The organism is Corynebacterium sp. LaCa_205, from assembly GCF_057458085.1.
On sequence record NZ_CP190931.1, the window covers coordinates 1 to 17,866 of the forward strand.

Annotated in this window: 19 protein-coding genes and 3 tRNA genes; 13 read left to right on the forward strand and 9 right to left on the reverse strand. The window is 57.8% G+C overall.

The genetic code is table 11. The features are described 5' to 3' along the window. The 5 genes from dnaA to gyrB all read left to right on the forward strand — a co-directional run bounded on the left by dnaA (nt 1) and on the right by gyrB (nt 7,501). A complete protein-coding gene (dnaA, locus tag ACP8J1_RS00005; RefSeq protein WP_023020198.1) occupies nt 1-1,638 on the forward strand; it encodes a chromosomal replication initiator protein DnaA in 1,638 nt (545 codons plus the stop codon). A 699-nt stretch (nt 1,639-2,337) separates the two neighbouring features. Then, on the forward strand, nt 2,338-3,519 hold the full coding sequence (gene dnaN / locus ACP8J1_RS00010) for a DNA polymerase III subunit beta (RefSeq protein WP_023020199.1): 1,182 nt from the start codon (nt 2,338-2,340) through the stop codon (nt 3,517-3,519). After that, nucleotides 3,519-4,712, forward strand: coding sequence for a DNA replication/repair protein RecF (gene recF / locus ACP8J1_RS00015; RefSeq protein ID WP_023020200.1), 1,194 nt, complete (start codon nt 3,519-3,521; stop codon nt 4,710-4,712). The genes dnaN and recF overlap by 1 nt, the downstream gene beginning before the upstream one ends. Continuing rightward, nucleotides 4,705-5,274 (forward strand): DciA family protein, encoded by a 570-nt coding sequence (locus ACP8J1_RS00020; RefSeq protein WP_034655616.1) that lies wholly within the window; start codon nt 4,705-4,707, stop codon nt 5,272-5,274. The genes recF and ACP8J1_RS00020 overlap by 8 nt, the downstream gene beginning before the upstream one ends. A 157-nt stretch (nt 5,275-5,431) precedes the next feature. Then, nucleotides 5,432-7,501, forward strand: coding sequence for a DNA topoisomerase (ATP-hydrolyzing) subunit B (gyrB, locus tag ACP8J1_RS00025; RefSeq protein ID WP_023020202.1), 2,070 nt, complete (start codon nt 5,432-5,434; stop codon nt 7,499-7,501). 70 nt (nt 7,502-7,571) lie between these two features. Here the strand turns inward: gyrB and ACP8J1_RS00030 are convergent, their stop codons facing one another. Genes ACP8J1_RS00030 through ACP8J1_RS00050 form a run of 5 tightly spaced genes read right to left on the reverse strand, consistent with a single transcriptional unit; the run spans nt 7,572 to nt 10,430 of the window. After that, nucleotides 7,572-9,047 (reverse strand): MFS transporter, encoded by a 1,476-nt coding sequence (locus ACP8J1_RS00030; protein ID WP_023020203.1) that lies wholly within the window; start codon nt 9,045-9,047, stop codon nt 7,572-7,574. Between the two features lie 42 nt (nt 9,048-9,089). Then, complete coding sequence (locus ACP8J1_RS00035) at nt 9,090-9,527, reverse strand: DUF6918 family protein (protein ID WP_023020204.1); 438 nt, start codon at nt 9,525-9,527, stop codon at nt 9,090-9,092. Nucleotides 9,528-9,547: 20 nt separating this feature from the next. Beyond that, a complete protein-coding gene (locus ACP8J1_RS00040) occupies nt 9,548-9,904 on the reverse strand; it encodes a hypothetical protein (RefSeq protein WP_023020205.1) in 357 nt (118 codons plus the stop codon). Between the two features lie 37 nt (nt 9,905-9,941). After that, nucleotides 9,942-10,202: a hypothetical protein gene (locus ACP8J1_RS00045; protein ID WP_023020206.1), complete on the reverse strand. Its 261-nt coding sequence runs from the start codon at nt 10,200-10,202 to the stop codon at nt 9,942-9,944. A gap of 6 nt (nt 10,203-10,208) precedes the next feature. Beyond that, nucleotides 10,209-10,430 (reverse strand): hypothetical protein, encoded by a 222-nt coding sequence (locus ACP8J1_RS00050; RefSeq protein ID WP_034655619.1) that lies wholly within the window; start codon nt 10,428-10,430, stop codon nt 10,209-10,211. A 78-nt stretch (nt 10,431-10,508) separates the two neighbouring features. Between ACP8J1_RS00050 and gyrA the strand changes: the two genes are divergently transcribed. The 6 genes from gyrA to ACP8J1_RS00080 all read left to right on the forward strand — a co-directional run bounded on the left by gyrA (nt 10,509) and on the right by ACP8J1_RS00080 (nt 14,867). Next, nucleotides 10,509-13,061: a DNA gyrase subunit A gene (gene gyrA / locus ACP8J1_RS00055; protein ID WP_023020208.1), complete on the forward strand. Its 2,553-nt coding sequence runs from the start codon at nt 10,509-10,511 to the stop codon at nt 13,059-13,061. 3 nt (nt 13,062-13,064) lie between these two features. Next, nucleotides 13,065-13,403 (forward strand): DUF3566 domain-containing protein, encoded by a 339-nt coding sequence (locus tag ACP8J1_RS00060; protein WP_023020209.1) that lies wholly within the window; start codon nt 13,065-13,067, stop codon nt 13,401-13,403. A gap of 162 nt (nt 13,404-13,565) precedes the next feature. Next, nucleotides 13,566-13,642: transfer RNA gene (locus tag ACP8J1_RS00065), tRNA-Ile, on the forward strand. Between the two features lie 9 nt (nt 13,643-13,651). Next, nucleotides 13,652-13,724 (forward strand) — tRNA-Ala (locus tag ACP8J1_RS00070). A gap of 162 nt (nt 13,725-13,886) precedes the next feature. Beyond that, a complete protein-coding gene (locus ACP8J1_RS00075; RefSeq protein WP_023020210.1) occupies nt 13,887-14,315 on the forward strand; it encodes an MmcQ/YjbR family DNA-binding protein in 429 nt (142 codons plus the stop codon). A gap of 66 nt (nt 14,316-14,381) precedes the next feature. Next, nucleotides 14,382-14,867, forward strand: a complete 486-nt coding sequence (locus tag ACP8J1_RS00080) for a MarR family winged helix-turn-helix transcriptional regulator (RefSeq protein ID WP_023020211.1) — start codon at nt 14,382-14,384, stop codon at nt 14,865-14,867. Between the two features lie 12 nt (nt 14,868-14,879). Here the strand turns inward: ACP8J1_RS00080 and ACP8J1_RS00085 are convergent, their stop codons facing one another. Together ACP8J1_RS00085 and ACP8J1_RS00090 are read right to left on the reverse strand one after the other, a co-directional pair. Beyond that, complete coding sequence (locus ACP8J1_RS00085) at nt 14,880-15,428, reverse strand: DNA-3-methyladenine glycosylase (protein ID WP_023020212.1); 549 nt, start codon at nt 15,426-15,428, stop codon at nt 14,880-14,882. Then, entirely contained in the window at nt 15,428-16,291 is an 864-nt protein-coding gene (locus tag ACP8J1_RS00090) for a polysaccharide deacetylase family protein (RefSeq protein WP_023020213.1), read from the reverse strand. The genes ACP8J1_RS00085 and ACP8J1_RS00090 overlap by 1 nt, the downstream gene beginning before the upstream one ends. 167 nt (nt 16,292-16,458) lie before the next feature. On the opposite strand from ACP8J1_RS00090, the gene ACP8J1_RS00095 reads away from it, so the two are divergent. Both ACP8J1_RS00095 and ACP8J1_RS00100 read left to right on the forward strand, forming a co-directional pair. Next, a tRNA-Ala gene (locus tag ACP8J1_RS00095) sits at nt 16,459-16,531 on the forward strand. Nucleotides 16,532-16,739: 208 nt separating this feature from the next. Then, nucleotides 16,740-16,988, forward strand: a complete 249-nt coding sequence (locus ACP8J1_RS00100; RefSeq protein ID WP_005329702.1) for a hypothetical protein — start codon at nt 16,740-16,742, stop codon at nt 16,986-16,988. Here ACP8J1_RS00100 and ACP8J1_RS00105 read toward each other — a convergent pair. Then, on the reverse strand, nt 16,985-17,455 hold the full coding sequence (locus ACP8J1_RS00105) for a GNAT family N-acetyltransferase (RefSeq protein WP_023020214.1): 471 nt from the start codon (nt 17,453-17,455) through the stop codon (nt 16,985-16,987). The two genes, ACP8J1_RS00100 and ACP8J1_RS00105, sit on opposite strands and share 4 nt — an antisense overlap. Before the next feature lie 99 nt (nt 17,456-17,554). After that, complete coding sequence (locus tag ACP8J1_RS00110; protein WP_005326240.1) at nt 17,555-17,758, reverse strand: hypothetical protein; 204 nt, start codon at nt 17,756-17,758, stop codon at nt 17,555-17,557. Between the last annotated feature and the right edge of the window lie 108 nt (nt 17,759-17,866).

Genomic DNA, 17,866 nt, shown 5'->3' on the forward strand with positions numbered 1-17,866 from the left:
GTGACTGACCCACAAGCGAACCTGCATGCCATTTGGCGCGCGGTCGTTGATGACCTGCTCGCACAATCCGAGCAACCCAATTCCGAGGTCCCTAGTTTTTCCCATTCACAGCGCCTTTACCTCCAACTGGTCCGCCCCATCATGATGGTCGAGGGCTACACCCTCGTTGCCGCCGAGAACCTCGACGCCAAAAATGTGGTCGAAAATGAACTGGGTGAGTACATCGCCAAGGCCTTGACCCGGCATCTCGGGCGCCCCTGCTCCTTCGCGGTTACCTTGGCCACTCCGCAGGAACCACAACCAGCGGCCACAGAGCCTTCTCCACAGGCAGCTCCGCCGCAACAGCAGCAGGCTCCGCAAGCGCAACAACCCCAGCACACGGAGCCTCCCCAGAACTACATTCCGCGCCCGCAACACTCTGATACCGGTACGCAACCAGCGCCCGCACAAAACAACTGGCAATCCAGCCATGCCCCAGCCAGCTTGGATGAACTTGCCCAGCACTATAACCAGCAGCAGGCGCAGTCCGCGGGAAATTTCACCGATGCTAGCTCTAACTCCGCTCGCATCCCGCGCGAGGCTCCGGCACATGATCCCAACCGTGAAACTTCACTGAATCCGAAGCACACCTTCGATAGCTTCGTTATCGGTTCTTCGAATCGTTTTGCCAATGGTGCAGCCGTTGCTGTGGCCGAAAATCCCGCCCGTGCATATAACCCACTATTCATCTGGGGTGGCTCTGGTCTAGGCAAAACGCACCTTTTGCACGCCGCTGGTAATTACGCCCAGGTGCTGCACCCGGGTCTGCGCGTGAAATATGTGTCTTCGGAAGAGTTTACGAATGACTATATTAATTCGCTACGTGATGACCGCCAGGAATCCTTCAAACGGCGCTACCGCAACCTCGACATCTTGATGGTCGATGATATCCAGTTCTTAGAGGGCAAAGAATCCACCCAGGAAGAGTTCTTCCATACTTTCAATGCGCTGCACCAAGCCAATAAGCAGATCATTTTGTCTTCGGACCGCCCGCCGAAGCAGCTGACAACGCTGGAGGATCGCCTCCGCACGCGCTTTGAAGGCGGACTTATTACCGATATTCAGCCGCCAGATCTGGAAACGCGTATCGCGATTTTGATGAAGAAGGCGGCAAATGACGGCACCGAGGTGGATCGCTCCGTGCTTGAGCTCATTGCCTCGCGCTTTGAATCTTCCATTCGCGAGCTCGAAGGCGCTCTTATCCGCGTTTCGGCCTATTCCTCTTTGGTAGATGAGCCAATCAACGTAGAGATGGCGGAAATCGCATTGCGCGATCTGGCCCCGGATTCCGCTGATCGGCAGATCACCGCTACCTCAATCATGGAGGTCACGGCAGACTTCTTTGATATTGATGTGGAAACTCTGCGCGGCGCCGGCAAGAAGCGCGCGGTAGCGCATGCTCGCCAGCTGGCAATGTATTTGTGCCGCGAGCTTACCGAGCTATCCCTGCCCAAGATCGGTGAACAGTTCGGCGGTAAGGACCACACCACCGTCATTTATGCCGATCGCAAAATCCGCAAAGAGATGACCGAAAAGCGCAATACCTATGACGAGATCCAGGCGCTTACCCAACGCATCAAGAATCGCAGTCGCGCCTAAGCCTTAGCGTGCTGCCTCAGCGCTCTCCTTTATATAAGGAGGGCGCTTTTGTTTTCCCGATCCCGCTTCCCAGATTTCGCCGGGGTCACTTGGGGTTGAAACCAGCTAGAAAGCTAGACAGAATCCTCCACGCCGCACCGGCACACCCGTGTAATTTCACAAATAAGGCCCGAAACCCTCTAAAAAGGGCCGTTTATCTGCAAGAAAAGTTATCCACAGCGTTATTCACACTTGTGTAATTTCATCTTTGTAATTCATGGATCTTGCTCACAGTTTTAAATTCCACAGGCCTTGTGCTGGGAGAACCACCCTGTGATCAGTGTTGTGTGTAGATCAGTGATCAAATGACAAAACCTGTGGATAAAACGGCGATCCCACTAGTTGTCCACAATTCACCCCGATTGATCACAGCAAGATCACAAGATTTGCCACACCCCGGATCTGCGCCATGAACTTGTCATTTACCTAGTTACGCACAGATTGCACAGCGCTTATTACTACTACTAAATTATTTCTCTGATCTGTATAGAAGAAAGAGGGTGTGTGGAATTCGGCCCGCCCCGCCTCCGGCCAGGCGCGGATCGAGCGGGCAAAGATGGAATTACACGTTGTGGCGCACCGCGCCCAATGCGGTAAGTTGGAAGCCAGTCTTTTGTAAGTAACAAATTTCCTACTTGCCTCAGAGGAGCTCTTCGCACCATGGATGAAGCCGTGTCATTTCGCGTTGCTAAAGATGACCTTGCCAACGCCGTAGCGTGGGTTGCTCGCAGCCTGCCTTCCAAGGTCACTCAGCCCGTGCTTCGCGCGATGTTGATCACCGCGGATGACAATGGTCTTGAGTTCACCGGCTTCGATTATGAGGTTTCTACCCGCGTCCGCATCGCCGGCATGGTGGATGAGCCCGGACAGATTGCGGTAGCCGGCAAGCTCCTCTCCGATATCGTTGCTTCTTTGCCCAACAAGGAAGTAGAGATCTCCCAGGTAGATTCCAAAGCACTGGTTACTTGTGGTTCCTCTCGCTTCGAGCTGCCACTGATCCCACTGGATGATTACCCTCAGCTTCCGGTATTGCCAGAGGTTACGGGCACTATCCAGCCACAGCTTTTCGTCGAGGCCATCCACCAGGTCGCTGCCGCAGCCGGCAAGGATGACACCCTGCCTATGCTCACCGGTGTGCACATGGATATCCATGGCAAAGACATTGAGATGACGGCAACGGACCGCTTCCGTCTGGCCATGCGCACCTTGGAATGGGAGCCCAAGTCCCCGAACGTGGAAGCCAAGCTCCTGGTACCTGCTAAGACCCTCCAAGAAACCGGCCGTTCCTTGGATCCACATCTCAACATTCCAGTGGAGATCGCCGTTGGCACCGATGACAATATTGGTGCCGATGGTCTCTTTGGTCTGCACGCGGATAATCGCGAAACCACCACGCGCATGCTGGATGCGGACTTCCCCAATGTTCAGCCGCTGCTGCCGAAGAATCACACCAATATTGCCTCCATTGAGGTGGCACCGCTGCAGGAAGCAATCCGTCGCGTTTCTTTGCTGACGGATCGTAATGCACAGATTCGCATGGAATTCGCCGATGGTCAGGTAACCCTATCTGCCGGCGCGGATGCCGGTAACGCGACCGAGACCTTGCCGTGCGCTTTCCATGGCCGCGATGAGTTTCTCATTGCCTTCAATCCGGGCTACCTCAAAGATGGCTTGGCCGTCATCAACACCGACCGCGTGGTCTTCGGCTTCACCGAGCCTTCCCGCCCAGCCATTATGATCCCAGAACCGGAAGAGCTGCCTGAGGCCGATGAAGATGGCAACTTCCCCACGCCAGAGACCAACTTCACCTACCTGCTCATGCCGGTTCGCCTGCCGGGCTAATGTACGTCAGGGATCTCGATGTTCGGGATTTTCGCTCGTGGCCCGAACTTAATGTGCAGCTAGGGCCGGGGATCACCCTTTTTGTCGGGCGCAATGGCTTTGGCAAGACCAATATCGTCGAAGCCATTGGTTATACTGCCCATCTTTCCTCCCATCGCGTATCTCACGATGCGCCGTTGGTGCGTCAGGGTGCCGATAGTGCACGGGTGTCTATTACCGCGGTGAACCAGGGCCGCGAGCTCACCACCCATTTGCTGATTAAACCCCACGCGGCCAATCAAGCGCAGATCAATCGCACGCGCCTGCGCAGCCCCCGTGAGCTGCTGGGCGTGGTAAAAACGGTGCTCTTTTCCCCGGAGGATTTGGCCTTGGTGCGCGGGGAGCCGGCCGGACGGCGCGCTTATCTCGATAGCATCATTGCCTCGCGGACTCCGCGCCTTGCGGGTGTAAAGGCCGACTATGACAAGGTACTCAAGCAGCGCAATGCCTTGCTGAAATCAGCCTCCGGCAGCCTGCGCCGCGGCTATTCCGATAGCGACGGTGCCGCCGCATTGGCTACCTTGGATACCTGGGATGCGCAGCTTGCCCGGCTCGGCGCCCAAGTAATCGCCGCGCGCCTTGCGCTTGTCGACGCCCTCTTAGACCACATCCCCGCCGCTTATTCCGGCCTGGCACCAGAATCGCGGCCGGCGCAGGTGCAATATAAGTCCACGATCGACACCTCGGATCGCGAGGTACTAGAGGCCGTCTTGCTTACCGAGTTGGCCACCGCCCGGCAGCGCGAGATTGAACGCGGCATTTCCCTGGTGGGCCCGCACCGCGACGATCTGGTGCTTAATCTGGGTGATCAGCCGGCCAAGGGCTTTGCCAGCCATGGTGAGACGTGGTCCTATGCCATTGCGCTGCGCCTGGCGGAGTTTAATCTGCTGCGGCAAGAGGGAGGATCGGATCCGGTGCTCATTTTGGATGATGTATTTGCCGAGCTTGACGCCAAGCGCCGCAAGCAGCTTGTCCACCTGGCCGCCGAGGCCGAGCAGGTGCTCATTACCGCGGCGGTAGATGAGGACCTACCGGGGAACTTGGAACCCATCGTGCGCTACCGCGTGAGCGTGGAAGATACCGATACCGGCCGCATCTCCAAGCTCAGCGCTGAGGATGCCGTTGAGGATGGGGATGGTGACAAGGATGAGTGAGGAACAAGGGGGCGTCGGCAAGCAGCGCATTGATCCTGTCACCCAGTACTTTAAATTGGTACGGTCCACCTCCAAGAACCCGCCGAAGCTAACCCGTCCAGTGCCAAAGATGCCGGTGCCCTCTCTGGAGAAGGCACAAAAGCAGGGGTATATGGGCTATCAACGGGGCATTCCTACGGGACCAGATGGCAGGAAGAAACGGCGAACGCTGGCGGTGCCGAGCCTGGGAGCCCAAATCAGCCGCGAGGTAGTCAATCGCGGCTGGGAGCATGACCTGGCCAATGGCTGGGTGATGGGGAATTGGGAAAATCTCGTAGGCGAGCGCATCGCCGCCCATACGCAGCCGCAACGGATTAAGGACAAGGTTGTCTATGTGTCCTGCGATAACTCCACCTGGGCTACGGAGCTGCGCTATCTGCAGCGACAAATCCTGCGGAAAATCTCTGACCGCCTAGGCCCGGATGTCATTGTTGAGCTGCGCATTCATGGGCCCAAGCAGCAGCGAAATTATGAGGGGCGGCAGTGGGTGAAACCACAAGGATCGCAAGATACGTATGGCTAATAGGTTGCACTTGGATCCGACCTTTAAATCCTAAATAACCTCAGAGCGCGCCAGATTCCTATCTCTCACGGGTGTGGGGTGTCTTTCAGTAGGGGGTATCCGTGTAGAATAGTTAAAGTCTTAGAATTAGCTATAGCCAAAAGGAGAGCACGAATCCGTGGCTGAAGAACACGCATATGATGCCGGGTCAATTACGATCCTGGAGGGCCTCGAGGCCGTCCGTAAGCGCCCCGGCATGTACATTGGTTCGACCGGTTCGCGCGGCCTGCACCACCTCATTTGGGAGATCGTTGATAACTCCGTCGATGAGGCTATGGCCGGCTACGCCGATAAGGTTACCGTCAAACTGCTGGAAGATGGCGGCGTCGAGGTCATCGATAATGGCCGTGGTATCCCGGTAGAAATGCACGCCTCCGGCGCACCTACCGTCCAAGTGGTCATGACGCAGCTGCACGCCGGCGGTAAATTCGACTCCGACTCCTACGCCGTATCTGGCGGCCTGCACGGCGTCGGCATTTCCGTGGTGAACGCGCTTTCTACCCGCGTAGAAGCGGAAATTAAACGCGATGGTAAGCACTGGTATCAAAACTTCCAGAACGCCGTCCCGGATGATCTCGTTGAGGGCGGCAACGCCCGCGGCACGGGTACCAAAATCCGCTTCTGGGCGGATCCGGAAGTATTTGAAACTACCGAGTACGATTACGACATCATTGCTCGCCGCCTGCAGGAAATGGCCTTCCTGAATAAGGGCCTATCCATTGAGCTCATCGATGAGCGCGTTACCGAAGAGCAGATCGAGCTGGAAGAAATCGCCGATGCAGAATCCGGCGAGACCAGTGCGGATGAAACCTCCTTCGATGATGCCCCGGACGCTGGCGATACTTTCAACGAAGAATCCGGTGAAGCGGCGGAAGCTGCGGCGGAAAAGAAGCGCCGTAAGAAGATCACCTTCCACTACCCGGATGGCTTGACCGATTACGTCAAGTACCTCAATAAGTCCAAGACCGCGATCCACCCGACTATCGTTTCTTTCGATGCCAAGGGCGAAGATCATGAGGTGGAAGTAGCACTGCAGTGGAACCAGGGCTATAAGCAGTCCGTTCACACTTTTGCTAATACCATCAATACCCACGAGGGCGGCACGCATGAAGAGGGCTTCCGCGCGGCCCTAACCTCCTTGATGAACCGCTATGCCAAGGAGCATAAGCTCATCAAGGAAAAGGATGGCAACCTCTCCGGCGATGACTGCCGCGAGGGCTTGGCCGCCGTCATTTCCGTCAAGGTGGGCGATCCGCAGTTCGAGGGCCAGACCAAGACCAAGCTGGGCAATTCCGAAATCAAGGGCTTTGTCCAGCGTGCGGTGAACGAGCACGTCAATGACTGGTTCGATGCCAATCCGGCTGAGGCAAAGGCCATTATCAATAAGGCCGTGTCCTCCGCACATGCTCGCATGGCTGCCCGCAAGGCCCGCGAGATGGTGCGCCGCAAATCTGCCACCGACCTGGGCGGACTGCCCGGCAAGCTCGCGGATTGCCGCTCTAAGGACCCGAAGATTTCCGAGCTCTACATCGTGGAGGGTGACTCCGCAGGTGGTTCCGCTAAGGGCGGCCGTGATTCCATGTTCCAGGCCATCTTGCCACTGCGCGGCAAGATCTTGAACGTGGAGAAGGCCCGCATGGATAAGGTCCTCAAGAATGCTGAGGTCCAGGCGATTATTACCGCACTGGGTACCGGTATCCACGAGGAATTCGATATCAAGAAGCTGCGCTACGACAAGATCGTGCTCATGGCCGATGCCGACGTCGACGGCCAGCACATTGCTACGCTGCTATTGACCCTGCTCTTCCGCTTCATGCCCCAGTTGGTTGAGGACGGGCACGTGTACCTGGCTAACCCGCCGCTGTACAAGCTCAAGTGGTCCAAGGGCACTCCGGGCTATGCCTTTTCCGACGACGAGCGCGATAAACTGTTGGCCGAGGGTCTGGAGCAAAACCGCAAGATCAACAAGGATGACGGCATCCAGCGCTACAAGGGTCTGGGCGAGATGAACGCCGCCGAGCTATGGGAAACTACGCTCGACCCGAGCACCCGCATCCTGCGCCGCGTGGATTTGGAAGACGCGCAGCGCGCCGATGAGCTCTTCTCCATCCTCATGGGTGACGATGTCTCGGCCCGCCGCTCCTTCATTACCCGCCGCGCGAAGGACGTCCGCTTCCTAGACATCTAAAGCGCAGCACAAAGCCCACCGTGGAAAATACTGCGGTGGGCTTTAATTGTGGCGTTTTAAAGCGCGAGCCCTAGGCCTGGGAGCTGCGCTGATCCGCTACGGCGAATCCCAGGGAGGCTAGGCACATGGCTAGGATGACGCCGAAGCCGGCGACGATGGAAAGCGGCCAGTCCGCGTTCGTGCCGTGCAGGGTGGCAAAGACTATGGCCGTGATGACGGCAAGACCGATGGCCGTGCCGATGCGCTGGCCGGTCTGGAGGACAGCTCCCGACGATCCAGCGTAGGCCTGAGGGACATGTGCCAAGGTGAGCGTCTGGTTAGGGGAGATGACCGAGCCTTGCCCGCCGCCCACCAAGGAGAGCGACAGGACCATCCACCATTCGCTGGTACCCCATTGCTCGGTGGCCCAGATGAGCGCAATGGTGGCAACGAGCCCGGAGATGGTCACCATCATGCCGATAACCACGACCTTGCGGCCGTGGACGGACACTGACCGGCCGGCCAGTGTGGCAGAAATAGAGCTCAACAAAGCGGCCGGAATGCCTACGGATCCGGCAGCGAGGGCGGAGTGCCCGAGACCGCTTTGGAAGTAGAGCGCGACGAGCACCCAAATGCTGGTAATACCCATAAACCACAAGGTGGCGATGATGGTGCCATTGCGAAAGCTCGCAGTAGCAAAGATATTAAGATCCACCATTGGTGGATGACCGGTGGCCTTGTGTCGTCGCTCCCAAAGCACCCATGCCACCAGTAAAAACGCGCCCAGGAGCAGCAGCCACCACACGCCAGGTGTTCCAGAAGACTCCATGAAGGGGAAGAGGATGGCCCACACGGCGGCGCCAAGGATCACAGCACCAATGGGATCAAGGGTGGCTAGGGTCTTGAAAATTCCCAGTTTATTGCCCATTTCATCGCGTACACGAGAAAACAGCGGCCGCGGAAACCACATCAATCCCAAGATGATGGCAATAAGGCCGACGGGGAAATTGACCAGCATGGTCAACCGCCAGCCCAGGTCTGCGCCACCCAGGCGTATGAGCAAGCCGCCAAGTACCGGTCCAATGGCCACGGCGAGGCCCACCGTGGAGCCAAAATAGCCGAAGGCGCGGGCCCGCTCGGGGCCGCGGAAGTACTGCTGGATCATGCCCACGCCCTGGGGATTAAGCAGGCCAGCACCTATGCCTTGGATAAAGCGGGCGGCATTGAGTGCCTCAGCATTAGGGGCAAAACCGGCGACTGCGGCGCTGATGGAATAGATAGCGATGCCAGCTAGAAAGATGCCGCCGCGGCCGACGAGATCTCCGGCGCGGCCGGCCGCCACGAGGATGACGCCGAAAGTGAGCGCATAGCCGGAGAGCACCCATTGCACATCCGAATTAGAGGCCCCTAAACCCGATTGAATAGAGGGCAGGGCCACATTAACAATGGATACGCTCAGCAGCGACATAAAAAGCGCCGTGAGCAAAACGATAAGTACCCGCCAGCGGGCGGGATCTTGGCCGGCGGGGTACTCGGTCTGGTTAGCTGCGGAAGTAATCACTTCCACACTTATACCTGGCGGTGAGAAGGCGATTCAACTGCCGTGAATCTACATATGCTTCTGCAGCACGCGGCCGAAATCCGGAACCGCAGGGGTGAGGAATTTCGAGGCTTTACCGCGCAGGGAGTTATAAGGCTTAGACAGCGCGGGGGAGTTGACCTGCTCGGCGTGCTTATCGGCTACCGCCATGATGGAATCACTTACTTCGTTGCTACGCGGTTCCAGGAAGGAACCGAAATCCTGCTCGGCGCTGCCTGCAAACTCTTGCCAGTGCGGGTCCATAGCGTCGAGGACATCCGGTAGCACGCGGCCTAGCGCCTTGGTGATGATGGCGGAGTCGACCTTTTTCGCGGCGGCGACTGCGCCCTTCAGCGCCATGCCGGTAATGCCCGATTGCTTGGCGACGACCCTCTCAACCAGCTCGCCACAATCGCTTATCACCGCAGTGCGCTGCGGACCTGACATAAGTTCAGAAAGATGTCCCATGCTGCACCACCTTACGCGAGTTAAGCCGGCTGTCCCGGCAGGCCAGGGAGGTTGGCCTGAATGGCAGCAATCTGATCGGCGATCTGGCCCAAGCCAGCATCGCGGGCTGCCTTTTCCAGATCCACGTTGGGGGAGTAGAGGGCCACGGCGCTGGCCAGGGCGGTGACGCCCGCGGCCGCTGCGGTGATGATCAACGTGAGATCCAGTTGGGAAGAACCGGTAGAGGAACCACCAGTCTGGCCCTGTTCAAATTCCGGATTTACCTCGTCTTTCCAGGAATCCGCCTCAGCTGCAGTAGCGGTAGGAGCAGTGACGGCGGTGGCAGCTAGGGCAACGGCCGTAAGGCTCGATACGGCGATCTTCTTGACGTGGGACATGGTGCTAGTTCCTTCCTTGGGTCACTCTTCCCAAAACTTAGGCAACTTCTTTAACACTAAGGTAGACGCGCACGGTGAACTTTGCGAATTCTGCGTTATACCCGCTCAGCGCCGGAACGCGGGCTAAAACCTCCGCCATAGCGCGGGCGGCATCGCGGTGGCTATCGTGGATGGCTATTCCTTCCACCTTGGCAGTGCTGGCCGCCGCAGCGGCCGCAAGAGCAGCAAAATTGGTGACGCGGACGTTAAAGCGCGCGCAAAACTCGCGTGCCAAAAGGTAGAGCTGTTCGGTACTCATGATCACCTAGGACTGCGTGGGCCGGGCGCGGCGGATTTCCGCCTCCAGCTCAGCGCGGCCGGGGAGGAGGGCGCGGGCGGTGGATTGCACGTGGGCGTCGGCAAGCGTGCGGGCTGCCGCCGCAACAACAGCGCGCACCACCGCCTCGTGCTTGGAGGTGCCCTGCGCGGAAGCCAGTAGCGTGAGCGCGTGATCCTGTTCGGCCGTAAGCCGCAATGTCATTGCCATGCCTCAGTGATACCACGGTGATACCATGCGTGCGGCAATTCGGGCCCTGAAAGGCGCTAAAGGGTAGAATCTGGCGTTATGAGTGACAATAACGACGATCTTTTTGATCGCATATTTCCCATTGACATTAATGAGGAGATGGAGTCGAGCTACATCGACTACGCCATGTCCGTCATCGTCGGCCGTGCCCTGCCGGAGGTGCGCGATGGACTAAAGCCGGTGCACCGCCGCATCCTCTACGCGATGTTCGATTCCGGTTACCGGCCGGAGCGCGGCTACGTAAAGTCCGCCCGCCCGGTCTCGGACACCATGGGTCAGTTCCACCCGCACGGTGACTCCGCCATCTATGACACCTTGGTGCGCTTGGCCCAGTCGTGGAATATGCGCTACCCACTGGTGGATGGGCAGGGTAACTTCGGCTCCCGCGGTAACGATGGCCCAGCAGCAATGCGTTATACGGAGTGTAAGCTCACTCCGCTGGCCATGGAGATGGTGCGCGATATCCGCGAAAACACCGTTGATTTCTCGCCCAACTACGATGGCAAAACCAGCGAGCCGGACGTACTGCCGTCCCGCGTTCCAAACCTGCTGATGAACGGTTCGGGCGGCATTGCCGTGGGTATGGCCACCAATATCCCTCCGCATAACCTCAACGAGCTGGCTGAGGCCATCTACTGGCTACTGGATAATCCAGACGCCGATGAAGAGGCTGCGCTGGAAGCCTGCATGGAACGCGTTAAGGGCCCGGATTTCCCCACCGCGGGCCTCATCGTGGGCGATCAGGGCATCAAGGATGCCTACACCACCGGCCGCGGATCCATCCGTATGCGCGGCGTGACCTCCATCGAGGAATCTGGATCCCGCCAGACCATTGTGATTACCGAGCTGCCGTTCCAGGTCAACCCGGATAACCTCATCTCCAATATCGCGGAGTCCGTGGCCAGCGGCAAGATCGCGGGTATTTCCAAGATTGAGGATGAGTCCTCCGACCGCGTTGGCATGCGCATCGTCGTCACCCTCAAGCGCGACGCCGTGGCCCGCGTGGTGCTCAATAACCTCTACAAGCATTCCCAGCTGCAGACGTCCTTCGGTGCCAACATGCTCTCCATTGTCGATGGCGTGCCGCGCACTCTCCGCCTGGATCAGATGCTGCGCTACTACGTGGAGCACCAGATCGAGGTCATCGTTCGCCGCACCCAGTACCGCCTGAATGAGGCCGAAAAGCGCGCCCACATCTTGCGCGGTTTGGTCAAGGCACTGGACATGCTCGATGAGGTCATCGCCCTTATTCGCCGTTCGCCCACCGTGGACGAAGCGCGCGAGGGCTTGAAGGAGCTTCTCGACGTCGACGATATCCAGGCCGATGCCATCCTGGCCATGCAGCTACGCAAGCTGGCTGCCCTGGAGCGCCAAAAGATCATCGATGAATTGGCGGAAATCGAGCGCGAGATCGCTGATCTGAAGGATATCCTCGCCCGCGAGGAGCGCCAGCGCCAGATTGTCCACGATGAGCTGGCAGAGATCGTCGATAAGTATGGCGATGAACGCCGCACCGAAATCATTCCGGCAACCGGCGATGTGACCGATGAGGATCTTATCGCCCGCGAAAACGTTGTAGTCACCATTACTTCCACGGGCTACGCTAAGCGCACCAAGGTGGATTCCTACAAGGCGCAAAAGCGTGGTGGCAAGGGCGTACGCGGCGCTGAGCTCAAGCAGGACGATATTGTCAAGAACTTCTTCGTCTGCTCCACTCACGACTGGATCTTGTTCTTTACCAACTTCGGCCGTGTTTACCGCCTCAAGGCCTATGAGCTGCCAGAGGGCGGTCGCGCCGCACGCGGCCAACACGTGGCTAACCTGCTGGAATTCCAGCCGGAAGAAAAGATCGCGCAGGTCATCCAGATCCAGTCCTACGAGGATGCTCCTTACCTGGTTCTCGCCACCCAGCAGGGCCGCGTGAAGAAGTCCCGTTTGACCGATTATGAGTCCGCGCGTTCCGCTGGCCTTATCGCCATCAACCTCAACGAGGGCGATGCGCTCATTGGTGCACAGCTCGTCTCCGAGGGCGATGACATCCTGCTCACCTCCGAGCAGGGGCAGGCCATCCGCTTTACTGCGGACGACGACCAGCTGCGCCCCATGGGCCGCGCTACCGCTGGTGTGAAGGGCATGCGCTTCCGCGGCGATGACCAGCTGCTGTCCATGTCCGTGGTCCACGATGGCGAATTCCTCTTGGTTGCCACCTCCGGCGGCTACGGTAAGCGCACCGCTATCGAGGAATACACTACGCAGGGCCGCGGTGGCCTGGGTGTCATGACCTTCAAGTACACCCCGAAGCGCGGCAAGCTAATCGGCGCCATCTCTGTGGATGAGGATGATGAAATCTTCGCCATTACCTCCGCCGGCGGCGTCATCCGCACCGAGGTGGACCAGATTCGTCCGTCCTCCCGTGCCACGATGGGCGTGCGCTTGGTCAACCTGGGTGACGATGTCGAACTGCTTGCCATCGACCGCAACGTCGAAGAAGATGGTGAGGAAGACGCTCAGGCCGTGGCTAAGGGCGAAAAGACCGTGGATGAGGTCCAGCAGGAACACAAGGCTGGCGATGCTTCCAAGGATGAGGAGTAATTAATGGCACGACGAGACATAACGATTACGCGAATCTCGCCTATCTCGGCATTCCGCGTCGGTCTGGCCCTGTCACTCGTCGGACTGATCGCCTGGATGCTGGCCGTATGCCTGCTTTATATTGGCCTGAACCAGGTGGGGATTTGGGAATCGCTCAATAGCCTCGTCGGCGGCGTCGGCGGCGGATTCGAGGTCACCTTCGGTGTCGTCATCTCCGCCTCCGCGCTCATCGGCGTTATTTTCGCCGTTCTCCTTACATTGCTGGCTCCCCTGATGGCGGTTATTTATAACGCCATCGTGGACGTCTTTGGCGGCCTGCGAGTCGACCTAGACAACCGCTAGCGCCTCTCTCACCCTAGAGGATGCCGGCACCTTCGGGTGCCGGCCTTTTCTTCTATCAGCACGAATCTTCCCCTTTTTGTTTAGTGGTATGAAATGCTTCTTGAGCAGGCGATTTGTATAAATCCGGGGATAGTATGTAGAGTTAATTCTCGTTCCGCACAAGGGCCTATAGCTCAGTCGGTTAGAGCGCATCGCTGATAACGATGAGGTCGCTGGTTCGATTCCAGCTAGGCCCACCACGGAACAATGGGGCATTAGCTCAATTGGTAGAGCATCTGCTTTGCAAGCAGAAGGTCAGGAGTTCGATTCTCCTATGCTCCACAGCATGAAGTCCGGCCTCCTCTTCGGAGGGGCCGGACATTTTTTTATTTCCGCGGTCGTTCCCAAGCGCTCTGAGAAGTGACACAATGGCGAGCGCTCCACTCGGATCACCATTTTCGTCCATATAAACCGGCAAAACCGTCGACGAAAACCGAGGTTTGGATGGACGATATCGTTGAAGACAGCACTAAGCCAGTCTCGAAGAGGGAGCCGATGATGGATGGCAGTGGCCTCTACACAGTTGCACGGCAGCGCGCCGAAGAGATGCTCGGCTCGCAGGTACAGCATCCTTTCGGGCCCGACTGGGAAGTATTCAAAGTACGCGACAAAATTTTCCTGTTACTGACAGCAGTGACAGGTCAACAGCAAATGATCATTAAGGCCGAGCCGGAGGACTGCCAAGCGCTACAGCAGCAATACCCGTTCATTGCGCCGGGCTACCACATGAATAAGCGTCATTGGGTTTCCGTCTATCCACACGCAGAGCTGCACAAACAGCTGATAGAGGAGTTAGTCACGGATTCCTATCGTTTGGTGGTGGAGAAGCTGCCAAGAGGGCAGCGGCCGATCGATGCGTCCTTTGGGCACTAAGGTCTTTGCGTTTAGGGCAGTGATGAGTCACTTTAGAATTAAAGCCAAGTTGATAGAATAAATCCCATGACCGAGCGCGATGACTACTGGCTAAATGATGAAGAACTCGCATCATTTATGTCCCTAATGAGCGTAAATATTCGCTTGACCAATATTTTGGATGCTCAGCTGCGCGATGACGCAGGCCTGAGCTTTTTTGAATATACGGTGCTCTCTCGACTATCTGAGGCGGAAAATCGCGAGATGCGTATGCGTGATCTGGCGATTACCGCCAATGGATCTTTGTCTCGCTTGAGCCAGGTCGTTACGCGCCTAGAAAAGCAAGGGTGGGTCGTGCGCCAGCCGTGCCCGACTGACGGCCGCACCACCATGGCACAGCTGACGGATAGCGGCTGGGATAAGGTAGTAGAGACCGCGCCTGGACACGCTAAGCAGGCTCGGAAGTCCGTAATGGATAACCTGACCCGCACGCAGATCCGCCAGATGCTGCAGATCAATCAGCGGATCATAAAGGCCATCGAAAATGATGAGCGCTATGGTGGGCGCTATTAGTCAGTTTCCTCGTTACTTTTTGGGATAGCCGCGGCGGCCCGAGACGGTTTTATCGAAAGGGATCCAAAACCGCAGGGCCGCTTCCTTGTTTTTCGAGATGCCCATGCGCGGTCCGCGTACCCATTCTGGTTCGGAGGTTCGCTCAACAATCTGAATTGGTCGGTGGTTATCTTCCAGCGTGAAGCCTAAGGCCTTGCCCAAGTTTCCTGGCCCGCGGGCAAGATTATGAAAATCGGTGGTGCCGCGGCGGGCGAAGGCGATATCGGCACCCTCGATGATTTCGCCGCCGCGCAGCAGGCAGCCTTGGCCGGTGCCATCAGGGGCGCAGACGATATTGACGTTGCGGTGGATACCATAAGAAATATAGACGTAGAACTTACCCGGCGGACCGAACATGGCCGCATTGCGCGGGGTCATGCCATTGAAGGTATGTGCAGCGGAATCCTCGGCACCGAGGTAAGCCTCAACCTCTGTAAGTCGGATGCTTACCCCGGCATGGGTGAGGGTGCAGCCGAGGAGTTGGGGAGCGACGGCGTCGGCAGTCAGGGCAAAATCAATCATTAACCACGAGCGTAGTAGCGCTTACCTGCTACAGGGGTGCGCAGGAGGCGATCCAGGCTCACGGGCTCGAGGCCCTTCGCGCGCAGGCCGTCGATAACGCAATCGGCGGCGTCCACGGTGGTGGGGTGGATATCGTGCATCAACACAATGGAGCCGGCGCGGGCGCCTTGTACGGCCGCGGAGCACACATGGTCGGAGTTGCGGTCCTTCCAATCCACGGTGTCGACGTCCCACAACGCTTGGGAGACGCCCTTATCGCGGGTGGCCTGATCCACGGTGGCGTTGGTCGCGCCATAGGGCGGGCGAACCCAGCGCGTACCTTGGCCGGTGGCCTTTTTGATGGCGGCATTGCCGGCGTCGATTTCCTGGGATACCTGGTCATAGGACAGGGTGTTGAGCTGGCGGTGGCTCTTGGTGTGGTTGCCGATGGTGTGGCCCTCGGCCTTCATGCGCTTGAGCAGCTCAGGATGTTGATATGCGTTGGGGGCTAGCACCATGAAGCTTGCGTGCGCGTTCTTTGCCTTGAGCTTGTCCAGTAGGCGGTTGGTCTCGGCACCGGGGCCGTCGTCATAGGTGATAGCTACGCAATTGGCACAGTCGACGCCACCTTCGCTGCGCGGCTGCGGCTTCTTTGGAGCTGGGGCGGCGGGTGCCTTCTTCCCGGGGGCAGAGTGTGGAAATGCCTGGGATCTGAAGTCTTCAACCTGTGCGCGGGCATCCTCGATGCGATGGTTGATTTCTCCTTGAATATCCGTGCTTGAAGATGCAGGCAATCGCGGGATTTGCGGTAACTGTGCATGAGCGGCTGCTGGCATGGCGGCGGCAATAAGCACGGTGAGTGCAGAGGTGAGGATGCGGCGCATAGTGATCCTAAAGGTCAGGGATAGTGGACATGATGTGCCCATGACCCTAGCGCCTGCGTGTTACTGACGTGATAGGACATGCCTAAAGTGGCCAAAGTGATTTGAGAGATCTGGGTTTTGAGCGGTTTGTGGTTGCTTCGGCTGCGGTAGTAAAGTGTGTAGGCACTGGGGCATTAGCTCAATTGGTAGAGCATCTGCTTTGCAAGCAGAAGGTCAGGAGTTCGATTCTCCTATGCTCCACAGCATGAAGTCCGGTTTCCTCTTCGGAGGGCGCCGGACTTTTCTCTGCGCAAGGGCAGCTAGGGGGCGATGTCGCGATTTTTCGATGTAAACTCCATTTTTGTCGGCGGAAATGGCAGGGATGTACGCGCACGGTCGCGGGGAGGAAATTTTAAGTACAGTAAGTGGGGAATTATTACTATTACGCGAAACCATTAGGAGACTAACCATGGCCGCCAACGTTCGCTACAACGATCCCTTTACCTCCACAGAGAAGAAAGTCTCGGCGCCGGAAGGCGCAGAATACGTTGTGGTGCGCAAACGTGGCGAGGCCGCAGTGGATGGCGAGGTCATGAGCTTTCACGGCACTCGTGAAGAGGCGCGCGAGGCGGTTATGGCTGGGCTGACCGAGGAATTTAAGACGGCCGTGGATAATGAGCCGATTTACGTTACGCACGCCCGCCTGCGCTCGCTTTAGAAGCGCTTCAGCATCACAAAGTGTCCCTCGTGGCTGCCCACGTGTTCAAAGCCGAGGTGCTCATAGAGCCCCTTGGCGCGGGGGTTATCGGGGTGGACGGCTAGCGAGATGCCGGGGGCATGCAGGGTGTAGGCGAGGGAAATAGCGGCGTCGATAAGCGCGGTGGCAATGCCCTGTCCCTTATAGCGGGCCTCGACCGCGATGGCGAGCTCCGGAATGGCGGGCTCGACAAAGCCAAATCCGTGGTTGTCCTCCGTGCCCCAATTGAGCCACACGCCACCGGCCGGGACAAGCTCCTCCCAGGCGATGAAACCGCCCTGGTTGGGATCCCAATTTTCCACGTAGAAGGCAAAATCAGCGGCGAAGTCAGGGGAGAGCTCGCCGTGCTCGTCACCGAAAGTATCGGTGAGGAAGTTGAGGCGGGCGAGGTAGGTGCGGTCAGATTCTTGGGTTGCGCGAAGTTCCATGGAATCCACGATAGACGCCAGTGGTGCAGCACGGGGTACGCATGCGAAAATCCCCTCCGCACAGGACAGTGACCTGTGGGGAAGGGATGTGGCTGCCGCTTAGGCGAGGTGGTAATTGCGGACGTCGTGACCGTTAAACTCGCGCTCGATACCGGCCTCGTCTACGGAGTGGAAAGTGGTTCCGTTATCGATGGCGAAGCGCAGGTTATCCACGCGAGAGGAAGGGTCTTTAGACACCGCACCCGCTGGGAAGTAGTACGTTGAGCCGTCTTTGAGCTTGACGGTGAGGGACTCAAAGCTCATTGTTCATCTCCTTGTAGAAAGATCCCTAATGTGGGAATTCAATCAAGAGATTTTTGTCTAAGCAAAGAAATGAGATCTAGGCAACGCTGAATATACCCCCACGGCGGG